Here is an 18474-nt window from a genome sequence, read left to right on the forward strand (position 1 = left end):
TGCCATGACCGAGTCTGTTGCCATGTTCAGCAAAGTCCTGATCGCCAACCGCGGCGAGATCGCCTGCCGCGTCATCGCCACCTGCCGCCGCCTCGGCATCGCCACCGTGGCGGTGTATTCCGATGCCGACCGCAATGCGCGCCACGTGCGGCTGGCCGACGAAGCCATCCACATCGGCCCGGCGGCCGCGCGCGAGAGCTACCTGCGCAGCGATGCCATCCTCGAGGCCGCACGCCGCAGCGGCGCGCAGGCCATCCATCCCGGCTACGGCTTCCTGTCCGAGAACGCCGACTTCGCCGACGCCTGCGTGGCGGCCGGCATCGCCTTCATCGGTCCGCCGGCCAGTGCGATCCGCGCGATGGGCGACAAGAGTGCAGCCAAGGCCCTGATGGCCAAGGCCGGCGTGCCGTTGACGCCGGGCTACCACGGCGACCAGCAGGCGCCGGACTTCCTGCGTACCCAGGCCGACGGCATCGGCTATCCGGTGCTGATCAAGGCCAGCGCCGGCGGCGGCGGCAAGGGCATGCGCAAGGTCGAGCGCAGCGAGGACTTCGTCGATGCGCTGGCCAGCTGCCAGCGCGAGGCGGCCTCGGCGTTCGGCAACGACCACGTGCTGGTCGAGAAGTATGTCGAGCGCCCCCGCCATATCGAAATCCAGGTATTCGGCGGTGGCCAGGGCGAGGCGGTGTATCTGTTCGAGCGCGACTGCTCGGTGCAGCGCCGCCACCAGAAGGTGCTGGAAGAAGCGCCGGCCCCGGGCATGAGCGCCGACCGCCGCGCCGCGATGGGCAAGGCCGCCGTCGATGCCGCGCGCGCTGTGGGCTACGTCGGTGCCGGCACGGTGGAGTTCATCGCCGGCCCGGACGGCGATTTCTACTTCATGGAAATGAACACCCGCCTGCAGGTCGAACACCCGGTCACCGAATTCATCACCGGCACCGACCTGGTGGAGTGGCAGCTGCGCGTGGCCGCTGGCCAGCCGCTGCCCAAGCGCCAGGACGAACTGGCCATCCACGGCCACGCTCTCGAAGCGCGCCTGTATGCCGAAGATGCCGACCGCGGCTTCCTGCCCTCCACCGGCACCCTGCGCCGCCTGCGCCTGCCGACCCCGTCGGCCAACGTGCGGGTGGACAGTGGTGTGGAAGAAGGCGACAGCATCACCCCGTACTACGACCCGATGATCGCCAAGCTGATCGTCTGGGACGTGGACCGCGACGCCGCGCTGCGGCGCATGAGCCAGGCCCTGGCCGACTGCCAGGTGGTGGGCGTGACCACCAATGCCGGTTTCCTGCGGCGCCTGGTGCAGACCGATTCGTTCGCCAACGCCAAGCTGGATACCGCGCTGATCGAGCGCGAGCAGGCCGCACTGGCGGTCACCGGTGACGGTGAGCAGGCGCTGTGGGAACTGGCAGCGATCGCCGCCGTAGCAAGCACACCTGCCGCTGCCGCCGATGCACGCGACCCGCATTCACCGTGGCAGGCACAGGATGGCTGGCGGCTGGGCGTGCCTGCCGCGCGCTCGGTGCCGCTGCAGCAGGCAGAGCGGGCACGCACGTTGAAGGTCTGGACCACTGCCGATGGCTGGCGCGTGCAGTGCGGTGACGCCGCGCCGAAACAGGTGGTTGGCCATGCCGATGGCCAGACCCTGTCGGTGCAGCTGGACGAGCGTCGTTGGCGGCTGCAGCTGCAGCGCGACGGCGATCAGCTGTACCTGTTCGCCAGCGATGGCCAGCACCGCTTCACCCTGCACGACCCGGTGGGCGAATCCGAGCAGGCCAGCGCCGATGCCGGCAGCCTGCTGGCACCGATGCCCGGCAGGATCGTCGCAACGCTGGTGGCGGCGGGCACGCAGGTCAAGCGCGGCACGCCGCTGGTGGTGCTGGAAGCGATGAAGATGGAGCACACCCTGCAGGCACCGGCCGATGGCACGGTGAAGGGCTACCGGGCCAAGGCCGGCGACCAGGTGGGCGACGGCGCGGTGCTGGTGGATTTCGAAGCAGCGTGATGGGGGTGGGCCGCGCGTTGTCGATCAACGCGCGGCCGGCCACACCTGGCCAAGCGGATCAAGTTCGGCCGTCACCCGCTCGGCTGCACGCCAGCCAACGCCACAGACCGCCAGTACGCCTTCGGCCATCGGCTGCAGGCCCAGTGCCCGCTCGGCCTCGGCCTCGTTGATCGCTGCGGTGACGAATGCGCCCAACCCCTGCGCGGTTGCCGCGCTGTAGATCGCTTGCGACACATGGCCGACATCCAGGGTGATCGCGCGGTAGGCCTTGGCGTGGCCGCGATACTTCCAGAACATGCGCTCGAAGCGGCACGCCAGGATCAGCTGCACCGGTGCGTTGGCGAACCAATGCTGCCCGGCCAGCAGGCGCTGGCAGAAGCTGTCCAGGTCGCCGGGCTGCACTGGCATGGTGCCCAGTTCGTGTGCGGTGGCATGGTAGTGGTAGAGGCCCGACGGCAATCCCTCCACATTGCGCGCCACCACATACGCTTCCACTGGATGCAGACTGCCGGCAGACGGAATGTTCTTCTTCAGGAAGCGCACACCGGGTTCGGTTTCCACCTGCGCCTGTGCCATCAGCACCTGCTGCAGCAGCCGGGCCAGCATCGGCAACGGCATGGCGCGTGCAGCGTCGAAGTTGCGGCAAGTTGCACGTGCCTGCAGCTGCGCCTGCATCGGGTCCTCGTCACAGCGTGGCAAGGACCGTGCGCCGGGCCGGCGGACCGGTGCTTCGGCGGGCGGCGGGCCGAAGCTGCGCACCAGGTCCTGCGCGGTCATCAACTGGCTGCGTTCCATGTCGCCGACACTGTCCACACCGTCCCAGCGCGAGTGCTGGTAGTGCAACGCCGACAGCGGCCACCACTGGCTGTCACGTACCTGCTGTTCGACTGCTGCTGCCTCGGCATGCACCGGATCGTCGCTGACCAGCAGCCCCTGCTCCAGCAACGCCAGCACGCGTTGACGTGCCTTCGGCTCTGCCGGTAGCGGCTGCCACTGCTCCGCGCTGCACTGGAGCAGCCACAGGCAGCTGACCGCATCAACCGTGCGCGGCGTCGGCAGATGCGCTGCCCGCACCTGCAGGGATCGTTCGAAGCCCACGCCACTGCCGCCGGCAAGCAGCGCATCCAGGTCGAAATGCGCCCGCTCCAGCGGTTCGACGATCATCGTCCTGCAGCGACGGAAGTTCATTCGATGCGCATCCCGGAGCATGGTAGGCCGGCGATCATAGCGTGGTGCCGGATACTCACCATCAATTCCCCCTGCGCGCAGCCGATACTGTTTTTTTCCCCTCCCTGCCGGTAGTGAACCATGTCCCGTTCTCCTCTCTCCCCCGAAGTGGTCCAGACCCTGCTCAAGCAGCTGTCCAGCGACGATGCCTTCCGCAGCGCCTTCGCTGCCGACCCGGCCAAGGCACTGATTGCGCTGGGCGCAGATGCTGACAGCGTGGGTGCGTGCAACACGCCGCTGGACTCGCTGGGCGGCAAGGAAGAGTTTGCCCGGGCGGCGACGCTGTTGAGCGAGCGCTTGGCCGTGACCGGACCGTTCAAGGTGCCCTTCATGTTCGAAAGCGGCCTGAAGGGGCTGCAGGACTGATCCGCCCTCAGGGTATTCCTGCCTGCTGCGCGCTGGCCGCATCGGCCAGCCGGCGCGCATCGGCCACATTCAATGGCAGCAGGACCAGAGCACCGGCGTCTTCGGCGAAGGCCAGGCCGGTGCGCTGGCGCAACCAGCGTTCCCGGCGCTGCACCGCCTGATCGCGGCCGAGGGCGCGATCGATATCCAGCTGCAGTACATGCCACTGGTACAGCGTGCCGTTGGCCAGTGGCTTCAGCAGTGCCGAAGCGGCCTCCGCATTCCCGGCATCCAGCTCGCCGCGCGCGCGAAGCAGCAACCACAGTTCCTGCAGCCGCGGGTCGGTACTGCGTTCAACCAACGCCTGCAGTGCCGGCCGGCGCGAGCGCAGCTCGGCGTCCAGCCCGGCGCGCTGCAGGTGGTAGGCCACCGACAGCGCAATGAAAGCGCGATGACGCGGCGCAGCGCCGACACCCTCATCGACCGCCGCCAGGGTGCGGTCCAGCAACCGTGCGTACTGCAGCCGGGACCCGCTGCCGCCGGCCTGTGCAGTCCACGCCAGCGACTGCAGGGCCAGGATGTCGCACAGCTCCGGCACTTCGCCACACTGCGCTACGGCCTGGGTCATCTCAGCGGCCGCATCATTGGCCCGGCCCTGCAGGGCGAGCAGGCCGCTGTACTCCATCCGCGCGCCGAGCCCGCGCGAGGTGATGGCTTCACTGCGCTCGTGCGCCTTCTGTGCCTCGCCATCCAGCAGCAGCGCGACCGCCTCCAGCATGTCGCCGTGCCAGTTCGGCAGCGCGCCTGCTTCCTTGAACGCAGCGACGGCGGCCTTGACCTCGCCACGCGCAAGCTGGGTGCGGCCAACAAAGGACAGCACCAGCGCACGGTGTGTCTGATGGCGTTCCAGCAGCGGCATCATGTCGGCAAGCGCGCCGTCATAGTCGCCATAGGCAAACAGGGCCATGGCGTGATTCATCCAGCCGGCCGGATCATCTGGATACAGCTGGGTCAGCATCCGCCACTTTTCCGCACTGCGCTGCGGGGGAGCGCCACTGAAGTCTGCCCCCCAGGCGTCCAGATACAGCTGGTCGCGCGCACTCAACCGCGTGCGCCCCGACACCGCCTGGCGGTACAGTTCGCCGGCCGCCGACACGTTGCCCATGGCGTACTGCAGCCGCATCTGCCCGATGTAGGCAAAGGTGAACTGGGGATCCAGGCGGGTCGCCTGCTGGAAGAACAGCAGCGCTTCATCGAAACGCTCCTGCGCCAGCGCATCGCTGCCTTTGGCGTAGGCATGCAATGCATCGAGATTGGCGGTAGCCACCGTGGGCAGGGGTTTCTGCTCGCGGCTGACATCGTGCAGCGCCTCACCCAGGTCGCTGCGCAGCGCCTTCACCACGGTGTCGGTGGAGGCCAGGATCGAATCCAGGCCATTGCCATCGGCGAAATGCGTGTACACCGTCTGCCCAGTGCGTGGGTCCACGACCTCCACGCCCACCCGTACCTTGCCGTTGAGCTCAAGCACGGTGGGCATCAGCACCGCACGCGCGCCATCGCGCAGCGCAACCTCGATCGCCAGTGCGCGGTCCAGCCGTGCATTGGCCGGGCGCTGCATCAGCTGCAGGGTGTCACGCACCTTCAGTTCACTGAGGATGTTGACGAAGCGCGACTGGCCCAGGCTGATGTAGAGCGCCTGTTCCAGGCTGGAATCCAGCTGCGGGTAGGCCGTGCTGTTGCTGACCGCCGCCAGGATCACCCAGTCGCGCTCGGCGAACGCGATCGCCGGCGCCGGCCGCAGCAGCGTCCACATCACCACGGCCAGCACCACCGCCAGTGTCGCCTCGGTGAACAGCGCGGCGGGACGACGCCACAGCGGCAGATCACGCCAGGCCTTGTCCCCCGAACGCGGCCGGCGCAGCGGCGCGCGGCCACGGATGCCGACTTCGAACACCTGCTGGCGTTCGCCGATGCCCTTGAACCGCCAGAGCCCATGGTCCTTCCAACGCAGTTCGTCCGCAGTCCAGGGCAGCTCGCTGCCGGCCCGCCGCGCCATCTGTTCGGCCGCTGAGGACAGCAGCACCTGCCCAGGCCACGCCAGCTGCATCAAACGCGCGGCCATCGGCTTGGCCAGACCCTCGACCTCCACCGGCTTTGCGCCGTGGGCAACGGCCTCGGCACTGTTGTCCCACAACAGCACATCGCCCACGTGCAGGCCGGCACGCGCACGCAGCACGATGCCGCGCTCGTGGCCCATCGCGTCGACCGCGTTCTGGTAGGAAATGGCGAAACCGATGCCATCGATGGGACGCTCGAAAAGAACGAACAATCCATCGGACCGGTCGATCAGCTGGCCGTTCCAGTGCTGCTGCAGCCCCAGCACCAGGCGGTCATGCTGCTGGAAGAATTCGGCTGCGGCGACATCGCCGATACGCTCCACCAGTTGCAGCGAATCACACAGGTCGGTGAACAGCAGCGCCCGCAGCTGGGCGTTATGCGGGGCCGACGTTCCGTTGTCGCCATTCATCGCCAGGATCTCCGCTCAGTGTCCATCCGGGCCATTGGCCCACCGCAGGCAGTTGCCGCCTGCGCGCTTGGCTTGGTACAGCGCACGATCGGCGCGAGCGTACCACTCGCTCCAGTCCGCGTCAGGGGCCAGCAGGCTGGCACCGATGCTGGCCAGGCTGACGTGCGGGGTGCCATGGCTGCGCTCGAGCAGGCCGTGCACCGCGCTGAGGATGAATTCAGCCGCGTGCTGCACGATCTCGACATTGGCCCGGCGCAGGATCAGGCAGAACTCGTCGCCGCCCAAGCGGCAGGCCAGGTCATGTTCGCCGGCCATCGAGCGCAGGATGTTGCCCATGCTCTGCAGCACCCGGTCGCCGGCCTGGTGGCCGTGGCGGTCGTTGATCTGCTTGAAGCGGTCGCAATCGATCAGCAGCAGCGCCTGCGGCGGCCCCTCTTCCTGCGTGCGGCATTCCTGCAGGAACAGGGCCAGGCCACGGCGGTTGTGCAGGCCGGTCAGTTCGTCGGTGCGCACCAGCTCACGCGTGTGGGTCAGCTGGTGGGTGGTGATGTACAGGTTGTCCAGCGCGGCTTCCAGGTCATGGTTGCGCCGCCGCAGCTGGCTGATCAGGGCCTGCTCGTTGGTCAGCACACGCAGGATCGTGCGTCGCAGGAAGTAGGCCACCAGCCCCGGGTCGGACTCGACCAGGCGATGGAAATCAGCCGGTCCCAGCTCCAGCACGTGGCAGTCGGCCATCACCCGCGCGCTGGCGCTGCGCGGGTGGTCGCCCATCAACAGGCCGAGCTCACCGAAGAACTCATGCCGGCCGAGTGTCTTGAGCACCAGGTCCTCGCCGAAATCCAGCTCGATCAGGCCTTCGAGGATGATGTACATGCACTCGCCGCGATGGCCGCGGTGGAATAGCCACTGGCCCGCCTGCAGCCGGCAGGGCTGGGCAAACCGGGCAAACAGGGCGACCTCTTCGTCGGAAAGCAGCGCATGCACGATCTCGGCCATCGCCACCTTGGCGATACCGGTTGTCGTGTCGATGTTCTCGGCCGCACCCCTGCCGGTCATTCCCTGCACCCGCCGCCAGCGTCCCCTGGTGAGCCGCGGAGCATATCAGTGAATCAAACTGTGCGCCGCTTCTCAGTTTTGTGAAGATGCGGTGCCCCGCTCTGCATGCCGCAGAGTTGCCCGTTCACCCCCGTTGACCGCGGGGAGAAAGCAAGCCATATCAATAGCTTGCGGTGACCGCGACGCCGATTGTCGCAGCAGCCGCAGATACAACAACGCCGGCAGATCCCCCGATCTGCCGGCGTCGTCTGGCCCTTCCCTGGCCACCCTGATCAGCCCGAGCCCTGGTCGCGCCGGCCGCTGGCCGACAGCATCAAGGACGGCGGGAACACAAAGGGTTGCCGGCCAGCGGCCGGCACGACCAGATCACGCAGCCCGTTCGCTGCGCTCGCCATGGAACTGCTCTTCCTCGGTCGAACCGGTCAGCGCCGTGGTCGAGGACTGCCCCTGCTGGATCGCCTGGGTCACCGCATCGAAGTAGCCGGTGCCGACCTCGCGCTGGTGCTTGACCGCGGTGAAGCCGCGCTCGGCCGCTTCGAACTCGGCCTCCTGCAGCTCCACGAAGGCGCTCATCTGCCGGCGCGCATAGCCGTGCGCCAGATTGAACATGCCGTAGTTCAGCGCGTGGAAACCGGCCAGGGTGATGAACTGGAACTTGTAGCCGTAGCTGCCCAGCTCCTTCTGGAACCTGGCAATGGTGGCGTCGTCCAGGTTCTTCTTCCAGTTGAAGCTGGGCGAGCAGTTGTAGGCCAGCAGCTTGCCGGGGAACTTCGCATGGATCGCCTCGGCGAACTTCCGCGCGAATTCCAGGTCCGGCTTGCCGGTCTCGCACCACACCAGGTCGGCATACGGTGCGTAGGCCAGGCCGCGGCTGATGGCCTGGTCCAGGCCGTTGCGGGTCTTGTAGAAGCCCTCCACGGTGCGCTCGCCGGTGGCGAACGGCTTGTCGTTGCCATCGATGTCGCTGGTCAGCAGATCAGCCGCCTCGGCGTCGGTACGCGCCACCAGCAGGGTCGGCACGCCCAGCACGTCGGCGGCCAAGCGCGCGGCGTTGAGCTTCTCGATCGCCTCGCGGGTCGGCACCAGCACCTTGCCACCCATGTGCCCGCACTTCTTCACCGAGGCCAGCTGGTCTTCGAAGTGCACGCCGGCGGCACCGGCTTCGATCATCGCCTTCATCAGCTCGAAGGCGTTGAGCACGCCGCCGAAACCGGCTTCGGCGTCGGCCACGATCGGCTGCAGGAAGTCGATGTCATCCTTGCCTTCGGCATGGTGCAGCTGGTCAGCACGCAGCAGCGTGTTGTTGATGCGCTTGACCACCGCCGGCACCGAATCGGCCGGGTACAACGACTGGTCCGGGTACATCTGCCCGGCCAGGTTGGCATCGGCCGCCACCTGCCAGCCGGACAGGTAGATCGCCTTCAGCCCGGCCTTCACCTGCTGCATGGCCTGGTTGCCGGTCAGCGCGCCGAGCGCGTTGACGAAGTCGCGCTCATGCAGCGACTTCCACAGCTTTTCCGCGCCCAGCCGGGCCAGCGAATGCTCGATATGGACGGTGCCACGCAGGCGCACCACGTCGGCGGCGCTGTAGTTGCGCTGGATGCCTTCCCAGCGCGGATTGGTGTCCCAGTCGTGCTGGATCTGTTCGGCAGTGGGCAGCGTGCTCATGTCTATCTCCAGTTCGGTTCGTGCGGATGCAGCGGGGAAGGAAGCGGCGGGAAAACCGGCATGCAGCGGTCAGTCGATGCGCGCGTACGCCGGCAGGGTCAGGAAGTCGGTCAGTTCGTTGCTGCGGCTCAACTCGGCCAGCAGGGTGATGGCTTCTTCGATGCGGCCGCCGCCTGGCAGCGCCGAGGTGTCGCCGAGGCGCGCCGGCAGCTGCGCCAGGGTGGTATCGAGCAGCGCCAGATCGATGGCAGTGCCGTCGTCCAGCTGCTGGCCCGGGGTATGCAGCCACTGCCACAGCTGGCTGCGGCTGATCTCGGCGGTGGCCGCATCCTCCATCAGGTGGTGGATCGGCACGCAGCCGTTGCCATCCAGCCATGCAGCCAGGTAGCGCACGCAGACTTCGACATTGCCTTCGAAGCCAGCGCGGGTGATCGTGCCCGGCGGCCGCGCGATCAGTTCATCGCGACCCACGCGCACATCCTGGCGCAGCACGTGGTGCTGGTTGGGCGTGGGCATGTGCTCGTCGAAGATCGCCATCGCCACCGGAATCAGCGCCGGATGGGCGACCCACGTGCCATCGTGGCCAGCGCTCACTTCGCGCAGCTTGTCGGCACGCACCCGCGCCATCGCCTGCTCGTTGGCGGCGGCATCGTTGTTGATCGGAATCTGCGCGGCCATGCCGCCCATCGCATGTGCGCCACGGCGATGGCAGGTCTGGATCAGCAGTTCCGAATACGCCTTCAGGAACGGCTGGGTCATGGTCACCTGGCCACGCTCGGGCAGCACGCGGTCAGCGTGGCGGCGGAAGGTCTTCAGGTACGAGAAGATGTAATCCCAGCGGCCACAGTTGAGGCCGACGATGCGATCGCGCAGGGCGTGCAGGATCTCATCCATCTCGAACACAGCCGGCAGCGTTTCGATCAGCACGGTCACCTTGATCTGCCCGTGCGGCAGGCCGAGCATGCCTTCGATGTGCGACAGCGCGGTCTCCCACAGCGCTGCCTCTTCCATGCTCTGCAGCTTCGGCAGGTAGAAGTACGGACCGCGGTCCCTGGACTGCAGCGCGCGCGCATTGTGGAAGGCAAAGACCGCCGCATCGAACAGGCCGCCGGCGAGGAACTGGCCATCCACGCGCACATGCTTTTCGTCCAGGTGCCAGCCGCGCGGACGCACGATCAGCACCGCCTGCTCATCGTAGGGGCGCAGTGCGTAATGCTTGCCATTGGGTGCGGTGTACTGCAGGTCGCCGCGCACCGCAGCGGCCAGCGACTGCTGACCGGCCAGCAGGTTGCGCCAGGTCGGCGAGGTCGAATCCTCGAAGTCGGCCATGAACACCTTGGCGCCGGAGTTCAGCGCGTTGATGACCATCTTCGGGTCGGTCGGGCCGGTGATCTCGACGCGACGGTCCTGCAGCGCGGCCGGCAGCGGCGCCACGGTCCAGTCACCGCTGCGGATCGCGGTGGTGTCCTGGCGGAAGTCCGGCAGGCCGCCCTGATCGAAGAACGTCTGGCGCTCGCGACGGGCCTGCAGCCGCGCCTGCCGGCCGGGTTCCACTGCCCGGTGCAGGGACACCAGCAGGGCCAGCAACGGCGCCGGCAGCACGGTGGCCTGGCCCGCCACCTGGGTCGCCAGGGCGATGCCCGGCGTGGCCTTGGCGGCGGTGGAGGGAACAGCGGAAGCGACGGCGGACATGGCAGAACTCCAGCGTGGGGGAACGACTCCACCGTGCGGCCGCAGCCCTGTATTTGGCAAAACAGTTTTTGCAATGCTTTACATAACTTGTGCTAATACTTGTGACGCCATGACCACGCGCACCCCGCCAAGTCCTCGTTTTTCCTACAAATCCGATCGGCTGAAGCCGCTGCGCGCGTTCTGCCAGACGGTGCGCCTGGGCTCAGTCTCACGGGCGGCTGAGGCACTTTTCGTCAGTCAACCGGCCATCAGCCTGCAGTTGCAGGCGCTGGAGCGTGAGCTGGGGGTCCCTCTGTTCGAGCGCAGCGGCCGGCGCTTGGTGCCCAGTCGCGAGGGCCAGCTGCTGTATGAAATGGCGCAGCCGCTGGTGGAGAGCCTGGACGGCCTGGAGGCGCGCTTCCGCGACAAGGTGCGCGGGCTGGACGCGGGCGAACTGAACATCGCTGCCAACAGCTCGACCATCCTGTACCTGCTGCCGAAGATCGTCGAACGCTTTCGCCAGCATTACCCCGACGTACGCCTGACCCTGCACAACGCTATCAGCGCCGACGGCACCGACCTGCTGCGCGAGGATGCCGCCGACCTGGCGATCGGCTCGATGACCGATGTACCGGCTGACCTCAGCTATGCGCCGGCCTACCGTTTCGAACAGGTGCTGATCGCCCCGCATGACCATCCGCTGGCCAGCGGTGGCGAGCTGGAACTGGCCGACATCGCCCGTTACCCGCTGGTGCTGCCGCCGAAACGGCAGATCACCTATCGGCTGGTAGACCAGGTGTTCCAGCGCCACCGCATCGCCTACACCGTTGCGCTGGAGGTGGGCGGCTGGGAAGTGATCAAGCAGTACGTGGCGATGGGCATGGGCATTTCCATCGTGCCGGCGCTGTGCCTGAACGATGCTGACCGCGAACGGTTGGCCGCACGGTCGATGAAGCGCTGGTTCCCGGAGCGCAGTTACGGGGTGATCGTGCGGCGCGGCAAGGCGCTGTCGGCGCAGGCGCGGGCGTTCGTCGAGCTGATCCAGCCGGAGCTGTTCAGCCCGCGCGATTACGACCAGAGCGGGCATTCGGAGCGGTGAGGGGTTGTCGGCAGGGCTGCGCCCTGCACCTGCCGAATTGACGGCAACGGCAGAGGCAACGGCAACGTCAAAGGCAACAGCGGGGATTCCGTGGGATGGCGGGGCGGCATGGCCTGCTCTTGGTGGGTGTCGACCTTGGTCGACACGGTTGATCCACGCCATGCGTGGATGACGATTCCCGGCGTCGGGCTGGATAGACTGCATCCATGTCCATCGAACTTCGCCACCTGCGCTACTTCCTTGCCGTTGCCGATACCCTGCACTTCGGCCAGGCGGCCGAGCGGTTGGGGATGTCGCAGCCGCCGCTCAGCCAGCAGATCCGGCAGCTGGAGGAACTGATCGGTGCGCGCCTGTTCGTGCGCAGCCATCGGCGTGTGCAGCTGACCGCTGCGGGGGAACTGCTGCAGGAACGTGCGCGCAGTATCGTGCAGCAGGTGGAATCGGCGGTGGATGAAGTGCAGCGCGCGCAGCGTGGCGAGCAGGGTGAGCTGCGTATCGGCCTGACCCGGGCCACGCCGTTGTCACCGCAGATTCCGCGTTCGATCCTGCAGTACCGCCAGCAGTATCCGCAGGTGCGGCTGCAGTTGAGCGAGATGAACACCCTGCAGCAGATCGATGCGCTGCTCGATGGCAGCCTGGATGTGGGCATCATCCGCAAGCGCACGCTGCCGGCCGAGCTGGTGGCGCACAGCCTGTTCGTCGACCCGCTGGCGTTGATCGTGCATGCCGACCACCCTGCCCTGCGTCGCCTGTCGAAAGGCGGCACGCTGGCGTTGCGTGATCTGGCGCAGGAACCGTTCGTGGCGTTCCGCCGCAGCGCCGGAGCAGGCATCCATGACCACATGATCGCGCTGTGTGCGGCGGCGGGCTTCACCCCGCGCATCGTGCAGGAGGCCGGTGAGGCTTCAACGCTGATCAGCCTGGCCGCTGCGGGACTGGGTGCGGCGATCCTGCCTTCGTCGTGCGACCACATCCGGGTGGAAGGTGCGCGCTTCGTGCCGCTGGCCGATGCCGGCGCGCATTCGGAAGTGCAGTTGGCGTGGCGCCGCGAGGGGGTGACACCGTTGATCCGGAACTTCGCCGGACTGCTGCGTGGGGCGTTTGCGGAAGCGTGAGGTGCCGCGCTGCGCGCTCGCCGGGCATGGCCCGGCGCTACCGCTGGCCCACCCAGGTAGCGCCGGGCCATGCCCGGCGGGCGTCAGGCGGTCACCGGCTGCGGCGCGCGCTGCTGCAGCGCCCACACGATGCCACCGCCGATCAGGGTCAGCAGCGCGGCGAACGCGCACACGCCCAGCCAGTCCCACGCGGCATAGGCCAGACCACCCACGCCGCCCAGCACGCTCGAGCCCAGGTAGTAGGCAAACAGGTACAGCGCCGACGCTTCCGCACGCATGGAGCCGGCACGGCTGCCGACCCAGCTGCTGGCCACCGAATGGCCACCGAAGAAACCGAAGGTCACCAGCGCGATGCCCACTGCCATCGCCGGCAGCCACGGCATCGCCAGCAGCACGATGCCGGCGGCGATCAGGCCGAAGGAGATCGCCAGGATGCGACCGCGCCCATGGCGCGTGGCCTGCTGGCCCATCCACGCCGAACTGAAGGTGCCGACCAGATACACGCTGAAGATCAACCCGACCACGGTCTGGCTGAGATGGTACGGCGGCGCCAGCAGGTGGTAGCCGAGGTAGTTGTAGAGGGTGACGAACACACCCATCAGCACGAACGAGGTGGCGAACAGCCACGGCAGGCCGGGATCGGCGAACAGCGTGCGCCAGCGCGCGGGCAGCTGGCGCAGGCCACTGCGACTGGCCTGGAAGTGACGCGACGGCGGCAGCTGCAGCCACAGCAGCACGGTGCTGGCCATGGCGATGATCGAGACCACGCCGATGCCCCAGCGCCAGCCCCAGTGGTCGGCGATGATGCCGGCCAGCAGGCGCCCGCTCATGCCACCGATGGCGTTGCCGCCGATGTACAGGCCCATCGCCAGGCCCAGCGCGCGGCTGTCCATCTCTTCCACCAGGTAGGTCATCGCCACCGCTGGCACGCCGCTCAACGCCAGCCCCAGCAAGGTGCGCAGCACCAGCAGGGTGGCCCAGTCGTCGACCAGTGCGGTGCACAGCGACAGCGTGGCCGAGGCCAGCAACGCAACGATCATCAGCGGGCGCCGGCCGACCGCATCGGACAGCAGGCCCGCCAGCAGCATGGCCACGGCCAGGGTGCCGGTGGTCAGCGACAGCGACATCGCGCTGCCGGCAGCGGACACGCCGAAGTGGCGACTGAACTCGGGCAGCAGTGGCTGCACCGTGTACAGCAGGCCGAAGGTCGAAAAGCCAGCCAAAAACAGCGCCAGCGCGGTGCGGCGGAAGGCCGGCGTCCCCTGCTGGATGCGGGTGTCGACGGGAGCGTCGTCAGTACGGGGACGGTCGGCGAGGGCCGCCGGGGTATCGCCAGTCATGGGAGCGGTGGGCCGTGGGGGCGGCCGGATTGGAGGGGGCGGGCCCCAGACTAGGCCCGTCCATCCAGTCGATCCATAACCTAATAAGTCATGATTGATACTTCTGGCATATCGATAAGCTTACAGCCGCTGCCACTCGAAGCCGTCGCCACGGCGGTAGTACACCGCCACTGCGCGGCCATAGATCTTGTCCGCATCGACGAAGCCGAAGAAGCGACCGTCGAAGCTGTTGCCACGATGGTCGCCCAGCACCAGCACCTTGCCGGCGGGCACCTGCAGATCCGCGATGTCCGGGCCACCGCCGCTGTCCAGATCGAGGCTGGCGCGGCGCTCACCGAAAGCTTCGGTGTCGGCCAGGTCGGCGATCTGCAGCGGCTGGCCGTTGATGCTCAGGTGGCCATCGCGCAGCTGCACGTGGTCGCCGGCCACGGCGGCGACGCGCTTGATCAGGCGGGTGCCGTCGGCCGGCGAATCGAACACCGCCACCTCACCCCGCTGCGGCGTGCCGGTAGCCAGCAGCTCCTGGCTGGTGAACGGCAGGCGCAGGCCGTAGGCGCGCATGTCCACCACCACCCGGTCACCCGGTTGCAGCGTCGGCTGCATCGAACCGCTGGGCACGACGTAGTGGTTGGCGAGGGTGTCGCGGGCGGCAGCGAGCAGGCCCAGCATCACCAGCAGCGGCAGTGCCTCCTTCTTCAGCCAGGTGAGCGCGCGCTCTGGGAACGGCGGACGGGCTACAGCATCCATGTCAGGCTCCGGGTGGTGGGTGGGCATCAGACCGCAAGGGCAGGCGTGAGGTTCCCGCGCATCATGCCGGTCTCCATGCCCGTGCCGATCAACGGTCGGCAGCCACCGGGTGCATTCCGGCCGGACGTTATGAAGGTTTTACGCCCGGGCCGGGCACTGGGCATCGCACCTTTACGGCCCCCACGCGCATCGTGTGCCTACCGCGCCGCAGGGCGCTTTGCGCAAGGTGTTGTATGACCCTCCTGGTGATCCGGCATGCGTCGCCGTCGGTGCCGCGTCCGCTGCTGCCGGCCGAGTTGTCCGGCCATCCGGTGCTGTGCACCGACTGCGCCAGCCTGGCCGATGTGCGCCAGTGTCTGTGCCAGCCGCAGGCGCGCACCGCGGACTGGGTGCTGCTTGATGTCGGCGTCGCCGACGAGGCGCAATGGTGTGCCGAGGGCGGTGCGCTGCAGGCGGCGCTGGACGGTCTGCCGGCGGAGTACATCGAACTGCAGTCGCCGCACCAGCCCGGTCTGGAGGCGCGCCTGCGCCTGCAGCACGGCCCGGCCGCCGTGGTGGTCGACCAGCGCAGCCAGCAGGCGGGTTATCCGCTGTCATTGGCCATCGTCAGCCGTCGCCTGGCACGGGAGGGCTGAGCCATGTCGATCTTCATCATCCGTGGCCCGGAAGCGGCGGGCGCATTGATCCGCACCGCCGCGCCGCTGCCGGCGCCGGTACTGAAATCACTGGTGCACCGTGCGATCGATGCGGGCACCAGCGTGGCGATCCGCGCCTGCGGTTCGGAGCAGGAACTGCTGGACGCGCTGCGCGTGGCCGACCACAGCCGTGGCGAGGTGACGCTGCTGGATCCGGGCGCATGTGCCGACAGCCTGCGCCTGCAGCGGCTGCTGCCCTACCTGCACAACGCGTACGTGGAAGTGCATGACGATGGCGCCGTGGCCGAGCCGTGCCTGCCGGCCGGTGTTGGCCAGCGCCTGGGCATCGCCGCCGGGTACGGCGCGCAGAGCTATGTACTGGCGCTGGATATCGCGCTGGATCACCTGGGGTTGGCCGAGCAGGCGAACCGGGTGCATGTAGGGACCTGATGGCCGGGCTGCGGCCGGCACCCGGTAGTGCCGGCCGCTGGCCGGCAACCTCAACAGCCAAAGCCGGTTTCCTGGGGGATGGCGGGGTGGGTCCGGTTGCGGGGGACGCTGCAAGTACGTCCATGTAAGCTCGATCGCGCCATCCATGGCGCTCACGCCCCCGCAACCGGACCCACCCCTCCTTCGACACGTTTCCGCGACCTATCCGAATGGCATGGCCTGCTCTTGGTGGGTGTCGACCTTGGTCGACACATGGATCCACGCCATGCGTGGATGAGCGACACAACGAAAAACGGCGGGGTTGCCCCCGCCGTTTTTTCTTTCGTACTTCAGGCCGCGCTTACTTCAAGCCGCGGAACTTCAGCAGCGGCTCCACCGACGGGTCCTTGCCGCGGAAATCGCGGTACAGGGTCGACAGCTCCACGCTGTTGCCGCGCGAGAGGATCTTGTCGCGGAATTCCTGGCCGTTGGCGGCGGTCAGGCCACCGTGTTCGGTGAACCACTGGTAGGCGTCATGGTCCAGCACTTCCGCCCAGAAGTAGGCGTAGTAGCCGGCCGAGTAACCGCCACCCCAGATGTGGTCGAAGTAGGTGGTGCGGTAACGCGGCGGCACCTGCGGCAGGTCGACCTTGAACTTCTTCAGCGCGCTCGCTTCGAAGGCGCCGACGTCCTGCAGCGGGGCATCGGCCTTCTGCGTGTGCCAGGCCAGGTCGAGCAGTGCCGCCGACAGGTACTCGGTGGTCGCATAACCCTGGTTGAAGCTGCGCGCCTTGAGGATCTTGTCGACCAGTTCCTGCGGCATCGCTTCGCCGGTCTTGTAGTGCTTGGCGTAGTTGGCGAACACCTTCGGGTCCAGCGCCCAGTGTTCGTTGAACTGCGAGGGGAACTCGACGAAATCGCGCGAGGTGGCGGTGCCGGCGATCGACGGGTACTTCACGTTCGAGAACATGCCATGCAGTGCATGGCCGAACTCATGGAACATCGTGGTGACGTCGTCGAAGCTGATCAGCGCAGGCTGGCCGGCGGCCGGCTTGGTGAAGTTGCAGACGTTGTAGACCACCGGCTTGGCACCGGTCAGGCCGTCCTGTTCGACGAACACGTCCATCCAGGCGCCACCGGACTTGCTGTCACGCTTGAAGTAGTCGGTGTAGAACAGGGCCAGCGAGGTGCCGTCCTTGTCGAACACTTCGTACACCTTCATGTCCGGGTTGTAGGTCGGAATGTCGGTGCGCGGCTTGAAGGTGATGCCGTACAGCTGGGTGGCGGCGTAGAAGACGCCGTTCTGCAGCACGTTGTCCAGCTCGAAGTACGGCTTGATCTGCGACTCGTCCAGATCGTACTTGGCCTTGCGCACCTGCTCGGCGTAGAAATCCCAATCCGAGGCGGCCACCTGGAAACCACCCTTCTGGGCGTCGATCACCTTCTGGATCTCACCGGCTTCGGCACGCGCCTTGGCGGTGGCGGCAGGCACGGTGTCGGTCAGCAACTTCAGTGCGGCCGCCGGGGTCTTGGCCATCTGGTCGCCCAGCTGGTAGTCGGCGAAGGTGTCGAAGCCGAGCAGTTTGGCCTTCTGCGCACGCAGCTGGGCCAGGCGCTGCACGGTCTGCCGGGTGTCGTTGGCATCGCCACGCTCGGCACGGGTTTCCGAAGCCTTCAGCACGGCGGCGCGCTGGTCGCGGTCGGTCAGCGAACCGAGCACCGGCTGCTGGGTGGTGTTCTGCAGCGGCAGCAGGAACTTGCCATCCAGCTTGCGGTCCTTGGCGGCGGCGGCGGCATTGTTGACCGCGCCCTCGTCCAGGCCGGCCAGCTTGGCCTTGTCGTCCACCACGACCGCAGCAGCGGCGGTTGCAGCCACCAGGCGGGTGTGGAACTGGGTGGACAGCGTGGTTTCTTCTACGTTGAGCTTGCGCAGGCTCGCCTTGTCGGCGTCGGACAGCTGCGCGCCGGCGCGCACCAGGCCGTCGTAGTAATGCTCGACCAGGCGCTTCTGCACCGGATCCAGGCCCAGCGTCTCGCGCTGGTCGTACAGCGACTTCACGCGCGCGAACAGCTTCGGATCGAGGTTGATCTCGTCCTGGTGCGCGGCCAGCTTCGGCGCCACTTCTTCCTGGATCTTCTGGCGGGCATCGTTGGTGTCGGCCTGGACCAGGCCGAAGAAGATGCGCGACACGCGGGTCAGGGTCTCGCCGCTGCGCTCCATCGCCACGATGGTGTTGTCGAAGGTGGCCGGCTCGGCGCTGTCGGCGATCTTGCGCACGTCGGCCAGATGCTGGCGCATGCCTTCTTCGAAGGCCGGCAGGTAATCGCTGTCCTTGATCTTGTCGAACGGCGGTGCCTGGAACGGCAGGCTGCTGGCGGTCAGCAGCGGATTGGTGGAGGCTTCGGCCGGCTGCTGGGCCGGTGCATTCTGGGCTTCGGACACGGGGGTGGACTCCTTGCCGGAACAGGCCGCCAGCGCCAGGCTGATGGCGGCGGCCAGGACTACGGTACGCGACATGTAAAACGCTCCTTGGGCAGACGGTACGGGATGGCAGCCGTCCACCCTACTCCTGTCACGGGCGCCCGGCATGTGCCGGACGTGGCGTCTAC

Annotated in this window: 14 protein-coding genes; 6 read left to right on the top strand and 8 right to left on the bottom strand. The window is 67.5% G+C overall.

Features of this window, described 5'->3' with window-relative positions; all coding sequences use genetic code 11:
- Positions 1-22 precede the first annotated feature (22 nt).
- Entirely contained in the window at positions 23-2005 is a 1983-nt protein-coding gene (locus M2299_RS05890) for an acetyl/propionyl/methylcrotonyl-CoA carboxylase subunit alpha (RefSeq protein WP_280884044.1), read from the top strand.
- Positions 2006-2029: 24 nt separating this feature from the next.
- Here M2299_RS05890 and M2299_RS05895 read toward each other — a convergent pair whose 3' ends face one another.
- Positions 2030-3193, bottom strand: a complete 1164-nt coding sequence (locus tag M2299_RS05895; protein WP_280884045.1) for a putative peptide maturation dehydrogenase — start codon at positions 3191-3193, stop codon at positions 2030-2032.
- Between the two features lie 120 nt (positions 3194-3313).
- Here M2299_RS05895 and M2299_RS05900 point away from each other — a divergent pair, with 120 nt between their 5' ends.
- Positions 3314-3598, top strand: coding sequence for an NHLP-related RiPP peptide (locus M2299_RS05900; RefSeq protein WP_080150340.1), 285 nt, complete (start codon positions 3314-3316; stop codon positions 3596-3598).
- A gap of 7 nt (positions 3599-3605) precedes the next feature.
- On the opposite strand, the gene M2299_RS05905 is transcribed toward M2299_RS05900, so the two are convergent.
- The 4 genes from M2299_RS05905 to aceB all read right to left on the bottom strand — a co-directional run bounded on the left by M2299_RS05905 (position 3606) and on the right by aceB (position 10520).
- Positions 3606-6104 carry a putative peptide modification system cyclase gene (locus M2299_RS05905; protein ID WP_105163258.1) on the bottom strand — a complete coding sequence of 833 codons (2499 nt, stop codon included), beginning with the start codon at positions 6102-6104 and terminating at the stop codon, positions 3606-3608.
- A gap of 15 nt (positions 6105-6119) precedes the next feature.
- On the bottom strand, positions 6120-7160 hold the full coding sequence (locus M2299_RS05910; protein ID WP_025875806.1) for a GGDEF domain-containing protein: 1041 nt from the start codon (positions 7158-7160) through the stop codon (positions 6120-6122).
- Positions 7161-7526: 366 nt separating this feature from the next.
- Positions 7527-8828: an isocitrate lyase gene (aceA, locus tag M2299_RS05915; protein ID WP_025875808.1), complete on the bottom strand. Its 1302-nt coding sequence runs from the start codon at positions 8826-8828 to the stop codon at positions 7527-7529.
- 69 nt (positions 8829-8897) lie between these two features.
- On the bottom strand, positions 8898-10520 hold the full coding sequence (gene aceB / locus M2299_RS05920; protein ID WP_280884046.1) for a malate synthase A: 1623 nt from the start codon (positions 10518-10520) through the stop codon (positions 8898-8900).
- A 109-nt stretch (positions 10521-10629) separates the two neighbouring features.
- Here aceB and M2299_RS05925 point away from each other — a divergent pair, with 109 nt between their 5' ends.
- Together M2299_RS05925 and M2299_RS05930 are read left to right on the top strand one after the other, a co-directional pair.
- Complete coding sequence (locus M2299_RS05925; RefSeq protein ID WP_049465422.1) at positions 10630-11598, top strand: LysR substrate-binding domain-containing protein; 969 nt, start codon at positions 10630-10632, stop codon at positions 11596-11598.
- A 206-nt stretch (positions 11599-11804) separates the two neighbouring features.
- The gene (locus tag M2299_RS05930; RefSeq protein ID WP_100437130.1) at positions 11805-12713 is read left to right on the top strand and encodes a LysR family transcriptional regulator; all 909 of its coding nucleotides are present in this window, start codon (positions 11805-11807) and stop codon (positions 12711-12713) included.
- 83 nt (positions 12714-12796) lie between these two features.
- Here the strand turns inward: M2299_RS05930 and M2299_RS05935 are convergent, their stop codons facing one another.
- Together M2299_RS05935 and lepB are read right to left on the bottom strand one after the other, a co-directional pair.
- Entirely contained in the window at positions 12797-14053 is a 1257-nt protein-coding gene (locus M2299_RS05935) for an MFS transporter (protein WP_080150334.1), read from the bottom strand.
- Positions 14054-14173: 120 nt separating this feature from the next.
- Entirely contained in the window at positions 14174-14800 is a 627-nt protein-coding gene (lepB, locus tag M2299_RS05940) for a signal peptidase I (protein WP_025875818.1), read from the bottom strand.
- 233 nt (positions 14801-15033) lie between these two features.
- Between lepB and M2299_RS05945 the strand changes: the two genes are divergently transcribed.
- Together M2299_RS05945 and M2299_RS05950 are read left to right on the top strand one after the other, a co-directional pair.
- A complete protein-coding gene (locus tag M2299_RS05945) occupies positions 15034-15435 on the top strand; it encodes a hypothetical protein (RefSeq protein WP_032978120.1) in 402 nt (133 codons plus the stop codon).
- Positions 15436-15438: 3 nt separating this feature from the next.
- Positions 15439-15885 carry a hypothetical protein gene (locus M2299_RS05950; RefSeq protein WP_025875822.1) on the top strand — a complete coding sequence of 149 codons (447 nt, stop codon included), beginning with the start codon at positions 15439-15441 and terminating at the stop codon, positions 15883-15885.
- A 340-nt stretch (positions 15886-16225) separates the two neighbouring features.
- Here the strand turns inward: M2299_RS05950 and dcp are convergent, their stop codons facing one another.
- Positions 16226-18382 carry a peptidyl-dipeptidase Dcp gene (gene dcp / locus M2299_RS05955; protein WP_025875824.1) on the bottom strand — a complete coding sequence of 719 codons (2157 nt, stop codon included), beginning with the start codon at positions 18380-18382 and terminating at the stop codon, positions 16226-16228.
- Positions 18383-18474 lie beyond the last annotated feature (92 nt).

It is taken from the genome of Stenotrophomonas sp. 1278 (genome assembly GCF_029892765.1).
Classification (GTDB): domain Bacteria; phylum Pseudomonadota; class Gammaproteobacteria; order Xanthomonadales; family Xanthomonadaceae; genus Stenotrophomonas; species Stenotrophomonas indicatrix.